The sequence below is a fragment of the Cohnella silvisoli genome, from assembly GCF_021190915.1.
GTDB lineage: Bacteria > Bacillota > Bacilli > Paenibacillales > Paenibacillaceae > Cohnella > Cohnella silvisoli.
In genome coordinates this window covers 113,039-137,695 of record NZ_JAIOAP010000018.1, presented here as the reverse complement: position 1 = coordinate 137,695, position 24,657 = coordinate 113,039, and the positions used below count along the sequence as shown (strand labels likewise).

Sequence of the window (24,657 nt, the reverse complement as noted above, 5' to 3'; positions counted from 1 at the left end):
GGCCTCTTTTTGGCGCAAGATCAACCCGTTATTGACTGCTCCATGTCACCGCAATCCAGAGATCTGCAATCCCTTTTTTGTCGAAAAAGAGCTTCAGCTTACTCTCGGTCTTATCAGGCAAAACGATTTCTTCTGCTGCACCGCTGAATTTTCCAACGAGCAGGCTGCCCATGATCGTATATTTCATTAATGTCGTCTTATCTTCCCCTTCAGCCGTTTCAAAGACGTCCAAGCTGGAAGAAGCCGTATCTCCAGTGCGCGCAATCATGTCGATCCGTTGCATCTTCACTCGTCCCTCGCTCCAGAACGGGAAATGCTCCGGTCGTAAGGTGAGCATAAGCTCGAATCGCTGGTTGCAGGACGGCGTTTGATTGAGGAATTTTGCCCACTCGGTCGGGAACTCGTGGCGCACGGAGAACAGTCGAACGGACCCCGGTGCCTGGGCTTCCCTAATCAATGACTTCACATTATCGGTAGCACCCTTACGTAAGGGAACGCCGCCCTCGCGCGCCGTGTAACGGATATGCAAGATGACGTCGCTGATCGAATTATAATCAAACTGGCGAGGCTCGCTCGGCAGCTCTAGCTGCCATTCGCTTATGACACCCGAGTTCTCGAATGGTAAATACCGTTCATCGCGAAGATTCGTTTCGAACAGACCGCTATCGTTCTGGGCCGAACTCGTCACGATCGCTTGCAAGCTGCCATAGTGATCGCTAAACCGATTATCTTCGGCGCCTTGACGCGCATAGCCATCCCCAATGCTCACCTCTTTGCGAATCGAGCTCTTGGTCAGCATCAGCGTGCAATTTACCGAGCTGTACGGACCCGCTACGCAAGGGATGCTGACGGCTACGGTTTTTATACGGCGGAAGTAATGACCTGGCCCATCCATATCGAACAGCTCCTCGGGCAGAGAAACCGTACAGCTCCCCGTCGTGCGAAGCTGCAGCAAAGCCATCGGGTCGATCTGAAACAGACTGACGTGTTTCGTTAGCTCATATTCGCGTTGATTTAATTCGTGATAAGCCATTTCCATTCGTTTCAAGTCGAGATAAAGCTTTTCACCTGCCAACAAACCTTCTTTGCCGGACATGTAGCCGAATTGCAAGAACGTCAGATCGGGCTTTCCCAGTTCGTGCTGCAACGCGCGCTCCGCTTTCTTAGCCACATCGAATGCAAATTGGAACACTTGCGTATACATGCCGCGCACCTCGCGCTTCAACCACGCGTAGAACGCCTGATTCGTTTTCTTACCGTTTTTCTCGTTGGTCAAGAAGTCTTCAATCTCCTGCGAATGCTCCATTTGCCGTTTGTGATTGTGCCATTCTCGCTCGGAAATACTCTCGCGAATTTGCGCTGCCCGCAGTTGCTTGAAAATTTGGTTGATCTCGCCAACGGCAGCATTGCTCATCTGCACCCAGTCCTGCTCCCGACGGGCGTAAGAACCGATCTTAGCAGCACGGCCCGCTTCATAGCTTAAGCGATCGGCATATGCGAGGGCGACGTTAGCCGCAAATCGACTAACCTGAGAGAGCTTGGAGCCGCCAGAAATATCGGAAGATCCCCCTAATCCCCAAAAATGAAGATTGATCTTAAAATCGGGAATCAAGGATAAGCCTTGAGCCGAAAGGTTCAAAATTTTGATCATATCTTGAATGTCTCGCGCTTGCCCCGACTTCTCCAATTCCTCTGCCTCGTAACGGTTTACGATCTTTCCTCCCGAGTCCCCCAAATCCTTCGCAATGTCGATTTCAACAGGACGGCGTTGCATGTCAGGTTCGTCGCTCATGAACTTTAACTTTTCCAATAACTCCGCATTCAGGGCATCAATCTCCGGAAATACGATATCGCTCTCTTGTTTGCCTAACATGCGTTCATAATAGATGTAACGCTGTGCAGCATTAGCAAGCGAAGTTTCCAGCCCTTCGCAATTCTTTATCGATTCCTGCCACTGTGCATACTTAACTGTATAGACTAAACCGAGAATCTCCTTCTCATGTCTGGCCCGGAGGATCGCCAGCGCCTCATTGTCTTCCTTCTCTATCGCCGAAAGCAGGTTGTTGCCCAAGGATTTGACTTCTTGGCAAATTTCCCCGGCTTTCTGTACAAGCAGTTGGAAGCGAACCAGCGGCAGCGGTTGATTGATTCCTGCGATTACCGCGCCCACGTCCAATCCTGCCGCTGTTGCGCGCGCCAATAAAGCCGGATCGATAGGCGGCTCGAATAACGGCAATTGGCGGAAAAGGCCTTGCAAGTTAAGGCTATTACGGATTTTGAACAGACGGTCGGCTGCCGTATCCCAATAGCTCATTAGCTTGTCGTTACGCGGCACGCAGAAATATAACGAAGTGCCGATGCTGCTTAGAGTCGCGAATTGATCGCTTGCACCACCGGCCGTGGGAAAAGCCGACAAATCAAACGGAATTTCGCTTTCTATCTTCTCCAGCGTGTTGCCGAACTCGTCCCACTTATGACGTGCGCTTGCATAGGTGAGCGGTACCATCGAGCTTTTTTTAGGTACGGGTTGCGGACGCTCGCCTAGAATCAATGCTGCCAACACGTAAATCTGCGTCGCCTCGCTGATCGACTCACCCGTATCCTGGCGGAACAGGTCATCCCCCCACGCGATCAGATTGTCCAGATAAGCCATCACTGCCTTAAACATGTATGGCGTTTGGCGGAAGCGCGCAACCAGGTGGGGGCGAAACGGTGCATCTTTCCATGCGCCGATGCTGCTGATCGTGTCATCCTTCAGCTTCGAGTCAGCGTCCGAGGACAAATTCAAGAGAATGTCTTCTATCTGTTTGACTTCTGTAAACTGGAACGGCTTCACTTTCCAGAATCGTTCCGGCGTCGGACCGTCGCTGCTGTCCGTAGGATCAAAGATGAAATGAAACCAGCGCTGGGCTTCCTCGAAGCGTTGATTATTGCTTAAATGAATGGCTACCGCAAGCGGGACATGATAGAACAATTCCCAGTTATAGACGGAGTAAGCGCCACTGGAAGTAAAGTCGAGGTCGCTTACCGGGTAAGGCTGCTGCACCAGATCGGACGGAGCATATCGCGACTCCGTAAATATCGTCTTGTACAAAGTGGGAAGAGGTTTTCCTCCCAACAGACTCACGTTCGTCCCCATCGGCACTTCTACGATACATGACTCGGTAAGCTTGCGCTGAAAACCATCATCGCCGATGATGATGCTCTTTTCGGGTAAAGTCACTTTAGCCGCAGAGGCGAGTAAGACGACTTCGCCATCTGCTAGGTCTGCTGTAAGACCATCATCTTGTACGACCCGCGTGCCCCGCTCAGCATCATTGGCGATGACACAACCTGGTAATATCGCCTCGTTACCGTTGGCGAGCTTGATCTTGACCCCATCGGGAAGAGTAACCGCAACGCTCCCGGGCAGCTTAATCACTTCTGTCTCCGTCGGTTGGCCGGGCTTGGGCAAGATCAATGTCAGTCCGATCGGCAATGCAATCCGATAACTGAACGGCTGCGTCTGAAAAGTGCCGTCGTCGTTCGACTTATAATCGGTGTCCGCAGCTTGCAATCCCGTTACGGATTTCTCGATCAATCTCCTGGCCAATTCATTCACGTAAGGGTGAAAGTGCGGATAGAAGCGATAACTTAACGAACGTGTTTGGGTCACGGTGTGATGCACACCTGTCTCAGTCTCTGCCACATCCTCCATGGACCCTAGATAATGGATGGCACTTGAATCGATCAACCCGTGAAAAGGGGCTGCATAAGTACCTTTCGTGTCATTCACCATGAACCTGCACCTCTATTTCTCAGATTGATGCTGCCACCAATGCTAGTGACGATATCGGTCATGTTGTCGAGGTTATGTATGCGGCCCGAAGAACCTATGATGGTATCGCCATACTGAACGCCGATGTTGGGATGTGTTAGCTCATCCACATGGGATTGGATCTCATGCAGCGCTAACGGATCAATAAAGTCGGGTATATATTCGGGAAGCTTAAAAACCTCTTGGTTATATTTTGGCGGAATGACCGGTGTAAGAAGATGGGGCTGACGCTCGACGAAATCGATCCACTTGGGTCGTTGTGAGTGGTGAGTTATCGTGTAGCCTTCCCACCTGTCCACGGTCGTCTCCGTTAGCGATGGCTCCACGAAAAAGGTGTACAAATCATCGGCATAAAAGGATGGGCTGATAAGCGACGCGAACTCCTCGTTAGGAAAATGCAATTGATTGTTTGTCGGCAATAGATTGTAAGAGCCGCCTTTGGATAAAATGGTTTGCGGCGCGGGCGGTGTGGCTTTCACGACCCCATCCGTCGTTTCTATACTCTGTACGAACGTTACCGCTAATGGCCCTGACCCTTTGTAACGGTTATGGATAACTTCTTTGTAAGAGTAAGGCGAGGCAGGAATGATCTTTCCGGGTTTCTGCATGAACTGCGGACGCGAATTTCTGCTCGCCACACGGAAACATTGTTTGAGTTTTAAGTTGCTTACGTTCAAATTCATATTGATCCAGACGATGGTATCAGCGCCTGTCTCTGGGTCGTTCTCCTTGGATACGGTAATCATGACCTTGCTGGCATCGAATGAAGTCGTAATAGGCAGCGTATTGCCAAACCCGCTGGATTCGCGCGGTGTCCATGCGCCCTGATCGTATTCGGACCAGTTCAATTGAGTATCCAGTATTCTCTTCGCCGCCCCTTTCGAGACAGTCGCTGTTTCCGAGACTAGAATGTTTAGACCTAGCCCTCCGGTCGGGCCTTTTTGCATGGATTGGGGTCCGTCTTTTGACTCCTCTACCTTCTCCATAAAGGTCAACCAGAACAAATGTAGACGTTCTCGCCACATGACGGCCACCACATGATCTCCATCTATTTCTACCGAAATCGGTTCCCACGGCGTCCACATCTGATTCGCGTATTTGCGATAAAAGTATTGATGCGGAAACAGATAAGTGCGTCCGATTACGTGCATGATCGGCGGACCGGGCGGTCTCTCCTCGGCATGCATAGTGACGATTTCCAGCCGCGCCAACTGGTCGAGCTTCTTTAAGTACACGTACAAGGCATCCTCGGCCAGTTGGTTCGTGACATCACCCTGTAATAAGCTGCTTTCCAGCTCCTGATACAAATGCGTTTTGTCGTCGCGCCACTCTGGTTCCAGCCAGTTCTCGGGATAAAGAAAAATTTTGCGATTGGCCTCCCACACCCGATAACGTTTCATCCAACTCCAATGCTGCGTATTAAGCACAGAAGGATGCACCCGCTTTTCCAGGTTCAAGAAACAACGTTGAATGAATGTCTGTAAGGAGGAGATCGCCAACCTCAGTCGCGAAGTTTGCACAACCGGCTCCGTGCCGGGGTCGATCAGAAAATATTCGAACAGCTTCTCCTCGCTGTCCAACTCTTCATTCATGTACATAATACGCGCGACAAGTGCATCACGTTGAAGTTGACGTAACGGATCGAAGATCCCTTTGGCGATACGCTGCCATATCTCCGGTTCATAACGGGCCTTGATCGTATTGCGCACATCCATGGCCACGGAAGCATCCGGTCGCGGGGTGAGCCATCTCTTCAACGTCACCACCGACACGCCGTACTTCTCCACGATCTGCAATGCTTGCCATAAACGTTCCATTCGCGACGCATCCGCAAAATGCAAAGCTTCCGTCATTTTCAATACAGTTGCAGCAGCTTGTATCCCTTCAGATTTGCGCCGTGTCATGGTTGCAATTTGTAGGCACAATTCCTTCACGATGTCAGGCTGATTTGTCGATAGGCGATGCGCTTCCTCGAATACGGCAATTAGATCATCGCCTCCGCCCGCCATGTCTCTCTTAAGAGTGGCATAATCCAGTAATCGTAGAAATCCATTGAAGAGCGCTACGGAAGAGTCGACTACCCCGGGCTCTTGTATGGGCAACAACCGCCAGTCCACTCCGCCAAAGTCCGCAGCATACGCCAGAATATGGCGCACGTCCCGCTCGCTTAAGCCAAGTTCTTGCGCAAGCTGCGATGTTTTGGTTAACATCGCATAGGCGCGCGTGGCTCCATCCAACTCATCATGCGGGATCATCGCCACAAGCTGATTGAAGGGGCATTTAGTCGTCGTTTCTCCTTTAATAAGCAATTGAAACGCCCCGTCTTGCAAGTCGCTTGCATCCAGCGTAACGGCATATAACGTACCCGACTTCATATCGATGAACCCGCTCAGTTGCGCGTCATCGTTCGCAGCCGTACCGGACAGTATCGGTTCAACGGCACTGTCGATACGCAAATGTACCTTTGCTCCCTTTTTACCTAGATGGGCAAAGAAACGGTATGCTCCGCTCTGGGGAACCTCGATGCAGCCTTTCCATTGCGCCTTATTGCACTTGTCGGATTCCTTTATCTTCAACCTCTCATCTAGTAACTTGAAGGGCTGTTTATTAAGATCTGTCGGCGTTAGCAATAACGTAAATCCGCTCTTTCCCAATCCCTCAAACCGTGCCGTCAGGGACTCATTGGTTGAGTCAGGCAAAGAGAGAGCATTGCTGTTTGTGAGCAAATATTCGATCAACGCCGGATCGCCGCCGGTCTGCGTCGTCATCGTTTGCCAAATCGCCTGACGCGCCAACTTCGCTTGCAAGAACGGCAATATCTTCTTCACTAGGTTCAGGCGCTTATTCTCTCGCGTCTCGGTCACCTCTGCTCCGAAGAAATCGTCAAAGTTCAGTAGCTCAACGTCGAAGTTCATGTCGAAGAACACCCTGTATTGGTCTGTTGACTTCAACACAATTTCATCGAGCAGATCTGAAATCGTATTTCGCGCTTCAATGGCAGCTTGATCATCAAACGCTGGTTGTGGAAAAAGATTCAGTAAGACGTTTTTAGCAGCGGCGGTCAATACGCCCACGTAAGTCACTTGTTGCCGCTCGCGCGTCTCGTCGTAGGAAACGCTCACTCCGTTTTTCCCGTAAGTGTTCGGGTCAAGGCGACTGTTTGGAACTACGTTTTCTTTCGTCGCGCTATAAGCGACTTTATCGAGCAGCATCTCCACCACATCGGGCGCAAACGCCATAGCCAGCTTTTGCCGCAGCGCATCATCGCTTATGCTGTCCGCGCTCGATGGCACAGCAAAGTCGCTTGCAATTGTCCGCAACTTCGCAGATAACGTCCCCATCCATGCCAATCTAGCATCGACGTCTTCCCGATATTTACCGAGAGGATCAACACGATGTCGAAATAAGTATTCGAGATCGCTGATCGAAAATGTGCTGGATTTCAGCTGTTTCGCGCGACGTACAAATTCAATCGTGTGCTGGAGCGGGATATCGTCTTGGATATCGTTCAGCACGTCCGAGCTTAGGGGATGAAACGGGTTTAATCCGCTCATCACCTTCAAAGAGATCAGTTCGGATATGGACATTTTTAATGCTTTAGCCAGAAGCCCATAACGATGAAGAAGGGAGACATTAGCCAGCGAAAGCTTTGCTTTCGTCACATCGCCCTCGTCTCCTTTATTGCCGTCCTGCAAAATTTGCGAGATCTCGTCCGCGGTCAAATTCAGTGCAGCTTGCAGCGCCTGCAAGTGATCGATAAGCTGCACGTTAGGATTGCTAAGGTAGTTGCCCAACGGGTCATCGAAAATGACATCACTCTTGCGGGTTAAAAACAATTGCGCATATAGCGAGTTTTTGCCCTTAGTTGGCAAGCCGGCCCATAACGTTAGCAGCTTGATCCGGCTATTTTTGCCTACGTTGATGAGTTCATTAAGCTCCTTAAGATGCGCGAGATAAATGAGTGCGGTCTTCATCGCATTTCCTAAAGCCTCGTCGCTGATGACATCATCCTCTGGCAAGATGAAAAAGGTTTGCAAAGCGAGATCGGTCTCTTCCATCGTCCAACCGAGCCGTTTCCATAACCGCACGAACAGGTTCAGCTTAACAAAGTCTAGCGGCTGCACAGGGTCATTCGGATTGGCATAACACACTGTCGTTTGATCAAAATCGCAACCGGCGTCAGCGTCTCGCAACACCAGAATTTTCTCGAACGAGCGGTCCTCCCACGAATCATCCAACCATTTGCTAGCATTGAATGGGGGTTGGAACTTCTCGGTTAGCTGAGTTAGCCGGTTTACTAATTCCGCTTCTTCCTCTGGCGTGAGAGGTATGTAATCTTCGTGTTTCTTGTAGCGGAACACATCGCTCACTTCTACGCCCAATTTGCGCAGCATAACTAACGTGTTCAACCTTGGATTCACGAACTCCGTCTTGATAAGCTCGGCGAGCTCTTTGTAGGTCACGCCCAACCGACGCGAAAGTGTTTTCGCCGATATAAGCGACTCTAAAGTTGTGGCTTCGGTATCGTTCTCCTTGTCATACCCATAAAGCTTGGGCCAAAGAGCAATCGCGGGGGCAGCGTAGATGTCGTATTCCTTGGGAGAGAGGCCAACATATTCCGCGAAAATAGAGGCACGGTAATAGGCTTCAGGGTTGGATGCAGGCGCGAATAAGTTGTCGCTCGGTCGGAACGTGTCCAGCACTTTCCAGAACGGCGTCTCGAAGTACGCGCAAAAGCGGCGCACCGTCTCCAACCATAGATCGAAGGGCAACGTTAGCGGGTAATTGGCGTCTTTCAAAGTGTCGTACGCTAAGGGGATGAGATTGTGCGGCTCCGCAATCAATTCCGCTGAGGTGGCTTCGCCTGTATCGCGTACAGCCTTTTCATCCATCTGATCGTTGGCAACGTAATACTCTAGAATTTCATTCACGAGATCGATATAGGGCAATGCCGTATTGGTGTTCTCGCAGGTTAGCGGAAGATGGGGCAGATCAGGGCGGCGTTGGATGAGCGCGTCGTACGGTTTCATAAAATGGTAGTCGGGACCCGTATAGGTTCTGCCATTGTGCTTGAATGCCCAACTATCCAGGGTGAGTTTCCAATCTTGCTCGATAGGGTCGATAAAGCGCAGCAGATCCACCAAATACGCGGCAGGGCTGAGCACCGAACGACAATGATCGCACTCGCAATAATCCAATGAACCGAAGAGCGACTCCATCGTCGGATACGCTTTGAGCAACGATGATTTCAACTCTTCTTTGGATTTCTCATGGCGCTCGGAGTTGCCGGTAATCGCATGAATCGGAGGAGTGCTGTCTAGCTTCTTGGCCAGCGTAAAGATGTTGAAGGTAGAAGAAGTAATCTGAACGCTTTTATCCCAGATGACTGTTGTTTCCGAACTGGAACCGAAATCTTTCGCATATCTCCCTACGAATTCCGCTTTCGGGATGGACGCTACTTGCCTTGCAGAGGTGAAACCGAGCGCAAGCAATTTCGTCATCGATTCGTCGTTCGGGGTCATCTGATAAGCCCGCGTCAACAGCTTGACACCAGTCTCGGCGAGTTGCTTATCGTCCTCAGTGAAGCCATCAAACAGAGTCTCACCGTGCTGCATCAGGAATTGCCCCACCGGTGTACGTCCAAGTTGAAACCCTTTGGTTACGGCATTATTCAATAACGATTGCACAGGCGCTTTCATCTCGGCGTGTTGCGCGCCAAGCGTCAAATCATCCTTCGCTAGCATCCGACTGATAACGTGAGTGGGAAAACTTTGGCGTACTTTACGTGCTAAATCGTTGGCATAAGCGGTGACGCGGTCGTTGATATCCTTATGCGTGTAAGCAGCCGGAATCAGCTTTGCAACCTTGTCCGGATTAAGGGTGCCGTCATCATACGCCATGCGATGAAGTCGATCCACCCACTCGTCCTGCTTATACAAGTCTTTCTCTACCAACTGTGCCAGGTTGTCCTGTGAGCCCAACTCGTCTTGCAGCGCTTTCGTTAGAGGCGCATTGTTCAGGGTCAAATAAGCTAACTTGCCTTGTAATTGCATATCGGCGATACGTTCGCGGGGAATGCCCTGTGCCTTAGCCTCCACCCACAGCTCTTCGTCTTCACCGTCGTGCATGAGCACCAGCTTCTCAAACACCGCCTTATGGTCGGGTTCCATACGGACTTGATCCAACATGTCGCCCACGTTGGACAACATACCCGGCACGATCATATTACGCCGCTTATCCATCGCGAACTGTTCGAACACTTGGTTAGCCGCCGCCATCTGCTCGGCGTCAAGGGCAATGACGCTTGCCTCGTTGGCCCGTTTCAGCGCGGTTGCGAACGCCTCCGGACTTACCATCGACAAAGCTTCGGGATCATCAGGCAAGCCAGCGCGGATAACGCCATATAAAGCCTCGTGCGAAATACCCGTCACTGCGTTCAATTGGGCGGCAGAAGAAGCTCTAGCGATCAAGCGCGCATCCCAATCCGTGGATTGATGCAGCAGCGTCAAATCTTGCCTCTCTTCGCTCTCTTGGGCCAGCGCGAGCTTGCTCAGGTCAGAACCCACGAACCTTCCCAGATCGCTTGCCATCAACGCAAACTCGTTCGCCTGGGATATGACCGTTGAAGGCGCTACGAGATTGATTACCTCGCTGCGGTCAGCGTTCACTTTCGGATTGGAGAGCCGGACCTCGTTGCTATTCGCATCGAACGTGCGCACTTCAATGTTCGCCGCCGTACCATTTGTGTCATAGGGCAGCGCGTAGAACCCGCGCTCGTCGGTTTCCGTCTCTCCTAACACGACAGCATCCTCGCCAAAACCTTTGTGTACAATACTCAGTTTGACCCTTGAAGCAGGCAAGCCATTATCAAGTAAAATTCGTCCCTCGACACGCCTTGGCTGTGACACGCTGCCGACGGCAATGGCAAGGGCATTTCGCGTAGCATCATCGAACAAACCTGTACGGACTAAATCGTGTTTCGCTTGTAGTTGCAGCAGCGCATCGCGAGTGCCAACGCCGAAAATGCCCTCGGCCGTTTCGTTGGCCGGCAATGAAACTCCTAAGCTATGCAATTGTTCATGCAAGCTTCTCACTGCTTTACCGCGCGTGTTGAAGCTGATCAAGGGAGCTTTGCCCAGTGTGCCGATCTTCTCGTCTATACTCGCTAGACGATCCGTTCCAAGACTGATGGCACTCAGCGTTTGACCTTGCGTATTCAGAGCTTCGACAACCTGGGTCCAGCCTTCTACATTCAGTAACCCGAGATTGCGAAGGATGGCGTTCATAGCATTAGCGGTCTGTTCATCTACTTTGCCGTGGGCTTCAAGTCGCCGCTCTTCCTGGAAAATGCTGACCAGCTTTGAGGTGTAATCGCTGTAAATCTGTTCGGCATTTTCACGTCGTAGTCCATAGGAGTACTCCCGCCGCATTCCTTCTTCGTTCTCCAATAGAATAGACTTGTCGAGGAACAATTGCAGCGCGGCTTGCAGGTCGCCTACTTCAGAGCCTTGTTTTCCATGTTCTAAAGGAAATGTAATTTTGTTCATGGGTTTCCTCCTACTTGTTATAGAAGCGATAAGCCGCAATGTCGCTGTATTGACTGCGGAGCTGATCCAAAGTATAGATTTTTGAATGCTGACCATCATAGATGACAAATGACCCGGAATCGGTCTTTTGTGCATATACCATATGGCCACCTGCTGCCGTTCTTGCGATAATGACGTAATGGCCGGATTTCGCAGCTAAGGCATCTTTGTTATTTTTAAGGTCAACAGGCTTTTCGTCATACTGCATACCAGTCGCGTTCGCAACAAATTTAAGTGCTTGCCCCGCCCTTCCTACACTTTTCATTAGTCCTGCTGGATCGATGTTATTTGCCGTCGAAGCCTGACTTTTCTCATTCACATTCTTCAAAGTCGCAGCAGTGCAGGGAACGCAATTTTCGTCGTTAATTTCTCCAGTCGATGGATCGGGGGGATTAACCGAGTTGTTTTTCCCGGCATTATGAGAACTTGTCGGAGTTCCAACGCCCTTATTAGCGTTCCGCGCGCCAGTAATCGGTTTTGTTGATTGAGCTTTTGCGCTAGCTGCTTTGTATCTCGCAACACCTGCGGTTGCTGCAGGTAAAAGCCCCTCTGCTAGATCACCGACGGCTCCAATCCTTTCTGCTTCTTCGTGTGATGCTCCAGCGGCGTAGGCTGCCGTTCTGACGATACCACCGATTGGCGTACCTGGATTGAAGTTCTCCACTTTATCTGCAAGCACCGATCTTTGTTCTTGTGAGTTCGTTGCCTGTCGGCCACTCGGTTGCCAATAAACCGTTTTATCTTGTTCCGGCAAAGCCCTCGCTAAATCTTTCAAAGACATTTTGCTCATCGCATCAAAAATTTGACCACGTCTGTTCCATCCGTATTTTTCTATCATATCCCCGTTTTTTAAGTTCATGGCGTCAGCGACTTCTTCCTTGGAAACTCCTTCTGTCACGTAGGGGTCGTCTGCTTGTTTCTTGAGCTCCTGCTCCCTCTGATCTCTCATGTCCTCGGATAACAAATTTAATGTCGTAGTTCGACCTGACAAATCCACAAAAATGGTTGGATTGCCCCTCACATAACGATAGATATTGCTGCCATCGCTAATTCCATTGGGATCACAACTCATCCATCTTCCCAGCCACGGCGCATAATACCTCGCACCATGATAGCTTAACCCCGTCTCCTCATCCCGTTCCTTGCCCGTATAGCGGTAACGCTTCAAGCTCACCTCGGAAGCGCTTCGTCCGGCGCAATATGCGGTGCTGCCGAAGGGAGTGTACTCCTCATAGGTAATCACTTCTCCATTCTCATCGAGCTCCAGGCTGGTCGAACCAAGGTGGTTGCCAAGCTGATAACGGACGAGCGGTTGGACATTCGTCATCTGAGATTGGTCTTTAATTGTTTGCGTCTCGATCAATGCCAGATGTTGCTTGTCGTCCATCACATGCAGCGACTCTCGCTCTAGCTTTACTGTACCGTTGCTATATTCGCGGTACACCTCAAATCCGCCGAGGTATATACGTTGCTTGTTAGGCGCGCCGGTTTGCGTGGTGGTCACCTTCCGAACGCGTTGACCTGACGCATCGTACACGTAGTAAGTCGTCGCAGGCAATTGGGCGTGTTGCGGATTGTCATTCGTATTCGTGACCATCCCCGTCGTTGCGCTTAATTGGTCCTTGAAGTCCCAATTCATCTGTGGCAAATGCGGCATCGCCGTGATGTTGCCATGAGCGTCGTATGTATATTTCACGCTGTAAACGGGCGTGGCGTTATAGCCGGGAGAATTGATCGGATCGCCGGGTACGCTAGTGGAGAGCAGGCGATTGCTATCCAGCGCGTATTGGTAACGCCGATTCCAGATCGCCTGACCTGGCTGCTCCAGATTACTCCCTGTGTGATGCACCATTTGCATAATGTTGCCGACTTCGTCATAGCGATACGTCTCGACGTAGTTCTGTAACGCCTGGCAATCGTTCTGCATCACGGGTACGAAGCGGGAACGGTCATCCCAGTCCAACTGCTGACCATTCCCTCTATGCTCTCGTCCGCTGGCGGCGATCAGCCGATAAAGCGCGTCATAGCGATACTCAGCACTCGGCTGCACGCATTGGTTGCTATGAAATACGCGATCCTGAGCGTCATCGAAGATCCGAGTAATATTACCGACCGGGTCATAAGTGTAATTCAGTTCCTGTAACACCGCGTGATCAGGATTACGCTTAGTCTTGAGCCGCTTTAGTCGGAAAGTATCAGGCTCGTAGTCATAGCTGGTTTCCGATTCATTGCCATATTGCACAAGTACACGCTGGCCTTTGGCGTTGTAGTTAATGTTCTTCACCAAACGCTGGTTTGCCGTATTTCCGGCGAGCAATGTCGTCGGCTCCGCGGATTGATTGAGCCATAAGTCCACGCGATCCAGCAAACCTGCTTCGTTATATGCTAGCTGGGTTACACAGATTCGCTGTGTAGCTGCCGCCGTTAAAAGATGCGGAGCGATGATCTGAACCGGACGGTTCTGAGCGTCGTATCGGGTTCTGGCAACGAAACGTTCTTCTTCCAACGCAGGATTTTGCGACCAATCGGGTGTTGTCTTGTAGTCGAGAGCAAGCTGGCGTTTCGTGCTCAGGAGATTGCCCCTGAAGTCGTAAGACTCGTTGGTAACGACACCCGCCGTGTCGAAAAGCGCATACAGCTTGCCTCGTAAGTTGTGTCGTTTATTGTCCGCCACCTCTTCGCCGTAGACCTTCTTCTCATATTGAATCTCGCGTGTTGGATCGTTCGGGTCAGCACCAGTGACATATGAGCCGATTGGTCGATGCAATCTATCATAGGCTAATCTCGTCACGTGCGAGCGGCTGTTCCAGGCGAACATCGGTTTTCCCGCCGCATCGTTCAACATCCAGCGGTCGCCAGCATCCATACTATGTTGATAAAGCAAGTTGCCTGCGATGTCGTAACAAGGGGTAAAGTTTGGAATCGTTGAGGAATCATCTACTCCATTAAGTAGCGGCGGCATGATGTATTGCACCACGCGGTTGCTGCGAGCATCTTGTACCCATAGAGGTTTTCCCTCCGCATCAAGCTTCGTATAGGTGACATATTTCTCGTCAACCAGAGCATTCGCCGGTCCCATGCGGTTATGAGCGATCTTGACGACCTCGCGTCCGAGACTGTCAAGCACTGACACCAAAGGCGTATCTGCATGCTCGGCGGCCAATTGTGCTGCGCGCCGGTCTTCTTCCGATGCCGTCGGTGCGCTCTTGTTGACGAACCATCTGTTGTCCGATTGACTAACCGTGTCGTTGGCGTCGTAGTGATTCGCATGCCAAGGCGAAAACTCCACGCGGCTGTAAGAACCATCCGGCGAATCGGTGCGAATGACCCGTCCAACCGCGTCATAAAACATCACCGGAGTTACGCCCGCTTCTAGCGAATGCTCGAAACGATGTCCGATTGACGGCGCACTGAAATACGGCTCATATTGTTTGACCGGTTTTCCCTTGTTGTTCTGAATGGTTTTGCCGCTGGCGACCCACCGCAAAGCCCCGTCGGTTCGTTCCGGTTCGGCTTGCGTCTTCTTCACAAGTACGTTGCCCATGCCATCCGAATACTCGAACCCGCATTGAATCGGGCTATCCGGCTCGTCGGCAACATGCCGCTCCCGAATGATCGCGCTGACACAGGAAGGATACCGTCCCCAGACGGTGTTGCCGTTATCGATGACTTCTCCGAAGTAATACACATACCGCGTGCTTGCGCCGCGCAACAAATTTTTGGCAATTGCAGCGTCATAATCCTGATTGACGAAAAATCTGTGCCGGGTGTCCAAATCCAGGTTCAACAAATCGTCATTAAAATCGTTCAGGCTATCGGCTTCATCGCCTTTGCCCATCACCGCAATGGCAGCGGGCATACCCAAAATGTCAAATCTTACTTCCGAAACATTGTCGTTCGCATCTTTCATTCGGCAAGGTGCCAGTACGCGACAATCGAACTCGGTTACCTCAGTACGATTGTCCAGCGCATCGGTGCTAGATTGGATGTATAGATCACGAGAGTCATAGGAGAGTGTTGTTATGTTATCAAAGGGGTCAGTGTATCGCTCGGGCAAATAGAAGTGATTGGGAGCATCCTCATTAAATCCTGCTATGCCTGAACACTTCCAATACTGTCCGGTCGTGTTCGCGCCAAAACGAGCAGCCAATTGTGCACCGGTCAAGTATCCGCTATATTTCTTGTCCGTAAGCGTCGCTTGAACGTCTGGCGTGATCTTATCCGCGAACACGATGTCAAGAATGTCACCGGTAAGCGCCAGTTTGTAGCTCTCATACGGCAAAGCCAGTGCGTTCAATTCCCTTAGTGCTAGTGGCTTATTCAAGGCTTTATCGAAAAACAAAGTTCGTGTATGTTCAACGATTCGCTTCTGAGGCGAAATGCGATCAGGCAGCTTGTGATAGGCGATCTCTGCAACTTCCTTCACCGCCGCACTGCTGTTCTGATAGATATCGCTAAGCTTGTATTCGCGCAACTCCTCTAACGTGAAATAGCGATCCGTTGTGTTCGTTTTCAACTCGCCAGTCAACTCATAAGTTAACACTTCGTAAGGCAGCCGCAAACGATAGTCGTCCGGATCAGGATGGACCGCATTGGGCACGTCATTCGTATAACGTCTCTCCGAATAGATCAGATGCGTCTCGGATTGCACCTTACGAATCAGATGTTGCACATCGGCGTTCAGAGTGTCGTCGGTATACTCTATTAGACGAGGATAGACTACGGAAACGGACTGCTGGATGTTGCCGTATTCGTCGATGCTCAAGTTTAACGTATGCGAAATGCGCGGATCAGGCTTCAATCCATGGAGTAATTCCAACTCGTAGTGATAGGTGATCGCTTCGCTCTCGGTAACATGGAAAACCGCATGCGTGTTATCCGCTTTCGGCTGCACGAGATGAATATGACAGTTGTGAAAAGCAGTCGAAAACAGTTTGACCGGCTTATGGAACGGCTTTTTAACTGGCTCTTGTACGCTCCCCGCCATCGCTTTCACATCCAGCTCAAATACCTCTTGGCGCAGCACCATACCTTTGCACGCCCTTAACGCCTCGCGCCACTCATCGGCGGTAAGGTCCATGGAATCGAGGTCGGGTTCAGGCAACTCTTTCTCATTAAACCCCTCATCCTGAATCCAGCTCGTGCAATACTCGTCCTTAAAGAGCTTAAGCGTTCTTTCCCGATCAAGAAACGCACCGGTGTGATACCAGGTTATCGTTTTGACAGGCGGCTGATATAACGTGTGGTCGTCGGCAATGTAAGGGCTATTTGAGTTCCCTTTCGCGAACTCGCCGTAGTCTTCGACATCGATCTGTTCAACCCGGCCAAAACCGCGAAACTCCCGCTCCGCCCCATCGAAATAACCGTGGTGATAGCTGTATGCGGTCGTGAACCGGGTTTGGCGCCAACTGTCGCACACCGTTACCTTTTCCACGCAATGCACTGGAAAAGGAAGTTTGGTGATCCAAGGCTTATCTTCCTGCTCATTAAGCAAGTAATACATCGTCGAAGGCGCATACTCAACCGTTGTCTCCGCTCCCAGATTGTTGACCGTCTTCACCAGCAGGTGCGGCTTCTGCCCGCCCATCAGATCGAGATAACGGAGCGATCGGCGCGCATCGACAGGCCGAGGTGATGACCAGACCAGGCACGCCGTGCCGTTGCCTAGAAGATCAAACACCTGAACCGAAGCGACATTATCCGGAACGGGAAAGTTTTGGATCGTCGTTGGGGCACTCCAGCTTTTTCCGGAATGGTTAAAATACACGCGTACACCATCGAGATGCAGGTATAGGATATCGGTCGTGCCAGTACCGTCGATATCAGCTAACCGTATGCGGCTATTGCTGAATTGGTCCGTATGGTCGAACAGTGGCGCATTATCCATCGTAACTTTGGCACCAAAACGGCCAAAGCCAAGATTCGGCCAATAGCAAACCCCGTCGTTGCGAATACGTACGATGTCACTTAATCCATCGCCCGTTAGATCCGCAACATAGATGGATTGTTTCGCGTCGGCAAAGATGATATGCGGCCCCATTTCTTCATCCCAGCATTTACTCGTTCGCTGCGCTGAATCAAAACCTGCTTCGCCTAGCGAACGATGCCAAATAAAAGCGTCGTGCTCGCTAATCAGGATATCGGCGTGACCATCGCCGTCGAGATCGATGAACTTGAGATTAGGGTCGTTCCAGTTCACATTTGGCAGTGAAGTGAACGGCACGAACGAGTCCCACTTCTCATCCACAGTCCGTTCGTAAAACCCTGGCATCGGGCTAGAAAATTGAACAGCGTCCGGTAGGCCATCACCTGCCAGATCGAGGAATTGCACGTTGTCCGTCAATGAAATCATGGGCTTGGGCGTGACAAGGACCGCCGGCGCGAGCTTCGCTTCGACGCGCCCGCCGCCCGCTCCAGTAAGTGGGCTAAGGTTCCGTTTGTAGAACCACGCATTTGCCTGCTCGAACAGCATACCCGATAACCCTTCGCCGTCAAGGTCAATCCATTGACAGGAGGTACCGTCGATGCCGAATGGCAAGTCTTCCAGGCTTTCTTCGGGTATTTCGCGTAATTCCGTCTGAATCATGGCTTCGCTGTAGGTGAACTCGAGCGGGGGGAGCGACGAGGCGAGATAGTCTCCGCCAGCCGATCGTTGATAGCCTCGCTGAGTTATCTCGATGAGTTTGGAATAAACAGGTGTATGTGAGCTAGCACCGTCTTTCTCATATTTATAGGAGAAGTCAGTCGAGCGAACAAGGCCTTCGTATCCTTTGTGGCCATTCGGGTCATCCGGAATGTGATGGAACATCAACACTCGCTTGCACAATCGGTAGGTGCGGATTTCAAACGTAGAACGGTTTGACGAGAACGGGTCACAGCGTGATTTCCATTGTCCAGCTTCATGGGACGTAGGGTGAGTCTCGTCATGTTCGCCATAATCGAACACGACTTCGAAGTACCAGTTGTTATCGTCCTCCGACGGTTCTGGCCATGGCTTGTCTGCCTGGAGTTCGGGAAGATAGGGGGAGTGATTGCCGTAATAGATTCGCTTGAGATATCGATTTGCGGTACGCCGCTTATCCTTTTCGTCGCCGCGATTTTGTTCGTGGGCGTGCGACAGATCCAACTGATCGGCGTTCTCCGCTTTGTATTGATACGAGATGACGTTGCCTTTATCGTCGTGGCTCTGACAGATCAGCCAACTGAAGACGCGATCGGAATGATCGGGGGTGGGGTCGGTAATACGCGAATTGTCAGTTCTGCCGTACCAGGTTGTGATGTTTTCTTTCGAGATGGAACGCCAAAAAATTTCACTGGGTTGCGCTTCGTTCGTCCATCGCTCTATGCGGGCAAACAGACCTTCGACGCGCGGACGATAGCGGCGAATATGATAGCTAACACCATTCACGGTCCGCTTCAGTTGCTCGCGAATCCATTTCCCGTTTGCATCCTGTTTAAGAACGGGTACCAAATCTTCCGCACCTGATAAAATGAACACATCCGAATCGATAGCATCGGGCGCATCGTGATAGCGTGGCAGCCCCTTGTCCGTTTTGCGTGTGATCGAAGGCAGCGAGAGATTCCATCCTAGACCGAAAGGCCCATTACCTGCTCCAGAGTCATACGAAAGGGAAAGTTGTGGGCCAAAGCCCGAACGACCAGGGCTGGTTGCGATAGGTACGCTCATGGAACCCGTACCCGTGACAGGATTGGAAGCGAACTTCTCCCCCATCCCTCGAATCGCCCCGCCGCCATTGGGCAACGTTATGGAAGGTGTCTTCAATACGTGCTCGTCTTTACTTTGACTTGTTGTATGTTCCGGTAAGAGCATTAAGGTGGTCTCCTTCCGTGAATATCCCTTACATCAAGTTCAGAATTCTTTCGAGCCATGTCGCGTAAACTCATATGTCTTGAGATGAATTGTATCTTAGATGGTAGTGGTGCACCAGTTACTTCCTTCCCATAAAAAAGGAATAAATTGTCTGAAAATGAGAGTTAATCAGGAAAAATGTAGTTTGAATTTAGGGCGTTAGTGGGGGTTCACTCTAATACAAGTTCCATAAATTACCTTCTTGTCAGAACACAAAAAATGCGTGAGCCCTCTTAGTCCGAAGACTTGAGCCCACGCATCGTAACGTCTATATCCACTGAATACTCGTCAAAATCAAACCAATAATAAAGCCGCACAGGGCGCCGTTGACGCGAATCCATTGCAGATCGCCCCCGACCTTCTCCTCCAGCATGCGCACCAATTCGCGATCGTCCAACTGGTCAAGATTGTCTTTGAGCAGCAGCCCGAGACGGTAATGATTGGCCTCGACGGAGTCGACGATAAACGACAGTACCTTCTGCTCAGCGCTTTCCGTCATTTCCTTCTCGGCTTGCAGCTTCCGGACGATATATTTAACGGCAGTGACGACCTTCTTGCCTCCGCTTAATTTCTCTTTCTCCAAGGACGCGAGCAGCGAGCTTCGAATGTCTTCCAATCTCTTCAGAAGGAATTCCCCGCTGTCCGAGTGTTCCGCTTTATCGATCAGCCATTGTTTCCCGCGGTTAAGAAGTTCTTCATCGTCCGACATCCTTTGTATTTGATTGCGGATTTCATAGATCAGTTTCTCCCGGTTCTCATTGCCAGGCTGGATTAAATCTTGAATACCGGATAGCAGAAGCTGCTGAATCATCGTGCCTAGCTTCTCCTCGTTCATGAATCCGGCGAATGCTTGTACCGCGAAACCCATAATGCCGCCAACCTTGGCTTCGGAAATTTTCTGCTGCGCGATCGATCCGAGCATGTATCCGGTTTCCGGCTTGCTTACCCACGCTCTTCCTTGATCCAGCGCGTAATCGAGTGCCCGTTCGTCCCAATTCGCTTGAATAGCCGTGTGTAACGCTTTCTCAGCAAGAGGCTTAACGTCGGTTTGGCGAATAGTCGATGTGATACCTTTCTGAATAAGCGGGGCAATCGTCTCGAGCGGGAGATTAGTTAAGAGTGTTTGCAGCAGATTCAGCGCGCCAACGCGATTGCTTCTCTTCCGCACTAATCTTGTTACGGAGGAGCCAATTACCTTTAGCAGTTGAAACTGCTTTAATTTCTGCGTAATGCTTTCCTTATTGAGAAGCTCATTGTTCAAAGCGGATATAAGAGAATTGGCGATTTTGTCCCGGTTCTTGAGCAGCAACGATGTATGGGGAATCGGTATGCCGAGCGGATGGCGGAACAAAGCCGTCACGGCAAACCAATCCGCGAAGCCGCCCACTAATCCCGCTTCAAAACCGCCTTTCAATAGCTGAACGATTGTACTATCAGGCAGCAATAAAGTAGTGATGAATCCGATGCCCATTGTAATAAGCGATAAAACTGCGATGTATCTTGTTCTCATTTTCTACGACCTCGTTAAAGTAGTGTGATGGGTTATCCATTAAGTATAACCGAAAGATGCACCCCGCTAGAAGGTGCATCCCGTTAATCAGCTTATTATTAACGCTTATCTGCCTCGTCTTCTTTAACAACCTCTTTCGAACCCGACCTGAATTCCCGGATCGTCGTTCCGATCGCCTTGCCTAATTGCGGCAGCTTCGAAGGTCCGAAGAAAATCAGCGCGATAAATACGAGAAAAATAATTCCCGTCCAACCTATATTTAATGGCATTAACACTACCCCCTCTCCACTCGCTCCACTCCTTAAAATTTAACCAATAAAGCCGTAGCATACATGAGAACGATGCCTAGCGTCAAGCCTCCGAAATTCAGCCACGAGATCGCCGGAGTTCCGTATTTGCGCGCTTCTCTTACGATCATTTTGCCGATGACGTACATGACCTGCACGATGGCTCCAGCACCGATTCCGAAGAACAACGCCGCTAACGTATCGTTAAATACGAACCCTCCGGCCCATGTTCCGATAATCGCAGGCCCGCCTGCGAGACAAGCGAGACATAAGAACGTCCGCCATGTTGGCTGCTCCTTCAACAACGGCGAGGCGATGCCGATTCCTTCGGTAATATTATGAAGCGTGAAGCCGATGATGAGGAATGTCCCCAATGCGGCTTCCCCCGACGAGAATGCCGCGCCGATCGCCAATCCTTCGCCTAAGTTATGCAAGCCGATTCCTCCGGCAATTTTAAATGCGACTCTCCTGCCGGATTCGCTGCCTTTGCGTTCATTCGCTTGATCGATGGCAAGCAACATCAGAAAGCTCAGCAATGCCCCGAACCAAACCAAGCCCGATCCTTGGAAAACCCCCGGCGCCTCCGCACCCAACTCAAAGCCTTCCTGAAAAGTGTCAATAACGAGGAAAAACAGCAGACCGACCGTAAGCGCAAGAACGGCTTGCATCCCTTTGTCGGAAAAGCGGCGCAAGAACGGGAACCACAGCAACCCAAGCCCGACGGGAACGATCCCTACGTAAAAACCGATCAGCGCATATTCTCCGAAAAGCTTGGCTCCGGGTTCAGGGGATTTCATAGCTACGGGCACATCGCCCACGAAAATCAAACCGTTAGTCGTAATGAACCGAATCTCGTAGGGATCCCCCGCTACCCAAGCGTAAGGGATGCTCACGACGGATTGCGATAAACGTCCGATCGTCGGACTAGGATCAAAGCTTGCGTTCCAGAAGGCGTCATTCACGACGACCTGCGCGATCGTGACATCCTCCGGACCGGAGTTGAGCACGTTGATCTTAAACCCCTCGTCGTTTAATACGATTTTCTGGACATTCAACACTTCAATTGGCGCGACGGATTCGCTAGTAATCCCGGTACCAAGACGAGTAATGAGATATAGAATGGCGAACAGCAGCACTAAAGGAATAATGCCCCACAGCCATACGAGCTTAGACTTTCTCGGGTACGCCTGCGTTACGGTTTGGACGTTCATTTGCTCTTTGCTCCCTTCTTCCTCTATTTAGCCATGAAAAAGCCCATCCAACCAAGCTCCGCGAATTCACTCTGATGCGCATGGAACATGTACTTGCCCGGCGACGGAAATTCGATTTCGAGAATGCCTCTTTGCCCCTGGCATTGCATAATCGTATCCGTGAAAATAGGCCTTGCCTCCGGATCGGCTCCGACCTCGTAATAGCGGAAGAAGTTGGCGTGAAGATGGAAGGAGTTGATGAGATCGAATTCCGTCATATTGCTTAAGTAAACACGCACCAATTCGCCTACATTTACTTCGATCGGATAAGCTTGATAAGCAAAAGCGTAGCCATTGACGGTATAAACCTCATTGCCGCCGTCCAAGTCCAAATCGAATCCGTTCATGACCATGTTCAGCTCACGCGCAGGTTTTCTCGGTTTAATCGGATCCACGATATAGTTGCCGTATAATCCTTTGTGGATATGCTTTGCCAGAGGAGGAATATGGCAATGGTACACGTGCAATCCTGCCGGCTTGGCTTCGAATTCGTAGATGAATTCGGCACCGGAAGCGATGGGTTCAAGACCATCCATATTCGTCGGGTGAATCCCGTGAAAATGAATCGTATGCGGATGAGTGGAGCCGTTCGTGAACTTAATGCGCAAAATATCGCCTTCCGTGCAGCGCAGCGTCGGTCCCGGGATCGTTCCGTTAAACGTCCAGCCCGGAAACTTGATGCCGTCAGCAATCTCTACTTCACCATCGTAAGCGACTAATTCGTAATCCCTAACGGTTTTTCCGTCCGCTCTTATGCTGACCTTGCCGTAATCGAAAGCCGTTAACGCGTCGATGGCTGACTTCAAACCCTTCGACAATGTTTTAGAAGGATCATACCCATGTGCCATCGTATGGCTTCCATGCTGGAGCGCCGTGTGAAGTTCATGTTTATCCATCGCTTTGACCGTTTGGGCGAACCACGAAGACGGATTCAGGACGCTCGCGCCGAAAATACCTGCTGCGCCTGCTGCTCCCCATTTCAGCACATCCCGTCTGGAAACGGGACGTTTGGGATCAAATGACATACCAGTTGCCTCCAATCTTGTCTTGAGGAAATAATTTTTGCCACAGGCAAAATATTGGATAAAAAAATTTATTGTGGTCTGAGGACAAAATGTTTCCTTGATGCAAACTTACTTACTTAGAATATATGTTAGGGACTGCAGTTTGTAAACCCCTTTTTTACTAAAATAATGTCCACAAGCACCAAAAACCGCTCATAAGCTGCAGCGGTTTTTCGATTATCGATAAGTTTTCCCCGATTAATTGTCCATGATATAAGCAAGAAGCAAAGCTGCCGTGTTGACAATAGCGTCCGCATGCGTCCGTTCCATTCCATGTGAAGCGTGTACGCCAGGTCCGATTAGCGCTGCTCGAATGTTGCTTCCTCCATGCAGCGCTGCCGATGCATCTGAACCGTAATGCGGATAGATATCCACTGCATAAGGAATGTTCTCGCGCTTTGCCAACTCAATCAGCTTCGAGGTCATATTGTAATCATAGGGGCCCGACGAATCTTTGGCACAGATTGATACATCCTGTTCCGTTGTCGTTAGATCGTCCCCGATCGCTCCCATGTCGACGGCGATTAGCTCGGTAACGTCGGGCGGGATATATGAGCTGCCATGGCCGACTTCCTCGTAGGTGGACAGAATGATCTTCACCGTCTTCGCAGGAGTGTTGCCTTCTCTTTTCAACCAATCCAACAATCCGAACAATGCAGCCACGCTCGCTTTATCGTCTAGATGACGGGACTTGATCCAACCGTTAGATAAGATGCGGGTTCGCGGTTCCCAAGAGATGAAGTCACCTGCGGATATGCCGAGTTTCTCCGTTTCCTCCTTCGTCTTCACCGCTTCATCGATGCGAATTTCCATGTTCGCTTCTTCCCTTTTCAAGTCACGCATGTCCGAGAAAACATGAACCGAAGGTTTGGTGGATAACACGGTTCCTACATAGGCTCTCCCGTCGCGCGTATGGATGAGACAATATTCCCCTTCCACAGTGTGCATGGCATATCCGCCTATGGGCGTAAAACGAAGCATGCCATTGGGTTTAATCGAGCGGACCATTGCGCCTAACGTATCGACATGAGCGGTCAATGCAATGACTCCACTCGAGTTGGAATCGGCACCGGGTATCGTAATGACGGCATTGCCTTTCGGCGTCATTTCGAGCGCGAATCCGAGCTTGGCCGTCTCCTCGCGGATCAGCTTCATGATTTCCATACAGAAGCCGCTTGGGCTTGGCGTTGTTAAAATAGAGTTTAGCAAACTAATGATGTATTCTCGGTTTAAGCCGGGTTGTAAGGGTGCGGACATCGGTTTCGTCTCCTCT

General features: G+C 50.7%; 8 protein-coding genes. All 8 read right to left on the bottom strand.

Annotated features, from left to right (window positions below; all coding sequences use genetic code 11):
• Positions 1 to 28: 28 nt before the first annotated feature.
• The 8 genes from K7P76_RS27365 to K7P76_RS27330 all read right to left on the bottom strand — a co-directional run bounded on the left by K7P76_RS27365 (position 29) and on the right by K7P76_RS27330 (position 24,641).
• The gene (locus K7P76_RS27365; RefSeq protein WP_232189252.1) at positions 29 to 3,778 is read right to left on the bottom strand and encodes a Tc toxin subunit A-related protein; all 3,750 of its coding nucleotides are present in this window, start codon (positions 3,776 to 3,778) and stop codon (positions 29 to 31) included.
• The gene (locus K7P76_RS27360; RefSeq protein WP_232189251.1) at positions 3,772 to 11,364 is read right to left on the bottom strand and encodes a neuraminidase-like domain-containing protein; all 7,593 of its coding nucleotides are present in this window, start codon (positions 11,362 to 11,364) and stop codon (positions 3,772 to 3,774) included. The genes K7P76_RS27365 and K7P76_RS27360 overlap by 7 nt, the downstream gene beginning before the upstream one ends.
• Before the next feature lie 10 nt (positions 11,365 to 11,374).
• A complete protein-coding gene (locus K7P76_RS27355) occupies positions 11,375 to 19,234 on the bottom strand; it encodes a SpvB/TcaC N-terminal domain-containing protein (RefSeq protein ID WP_232189250.1) in 7,860 nt (2,619 codons plus the stop codon).
• Positions 19,235 to 19,541: 307 nt separating this feature from the next.
• Entirely contained in the window at positions 19,542 to 20,783 is a 1,242-nt protein-coding gene (locus tag K7P76_RS27350) for a DUF445 domain-containing protein (protein WP_232189249.1), read from the bottom strand.
• Between the two features lie 98 nt (positions 20,784 to 20,881).
• The gene (locus K7P76_RS27345; RefSeq protein WP_232189248.1) at positions 20,882 to 21,052 is read right to left on the bottom strand and encodes a twin-arginine translocase TatA/TatE family subunit; all 171 of its coding nucleotides are present in this window, start codon (positions 21,050 to 21,052) and stop codon (positions 20,882 to 20,884) included.
• 32 nt (positions 21,053 to 21,084) lie between these two features.
• Positions 21,085 to 22,281, bottom strand: a complete 1,197-nt coding sequence (locus K7P76_RS27340) for a ZIP family metal transporter (protein WP_232189247.1) — start codon at positions 22,279 to 22,281, stop codon at positions 21,085 to 21,087.
• Positions 22,282 to 22,304: 23 nt separating this feature from the next.
• A complete protein-coding gene (locus K7P76_RS27335; RefSeq protein ID WP_232189246.1) occupies positions 22,305 to 23,345 on the bottom strand; it encodes a multicopper oxidase domain-containing protein in 1,041 nt (346 codons plus the stop codon).
• A 237-nt stretch (positions 23,346 to 23,582) separates the two neighbouring features.
• A complete protein-coding gene (locus tag K7P76_RS27330) occupies positions 23,583 to 24,641 on the bottom strand; it encodes a M42 family metallopeptidase (protein WP_232189245.1) in 1,059 nt (352 codons plus the stop codon).
• Positions 24,642 to 24,657 lie beyond the last annotated feature (16 nt).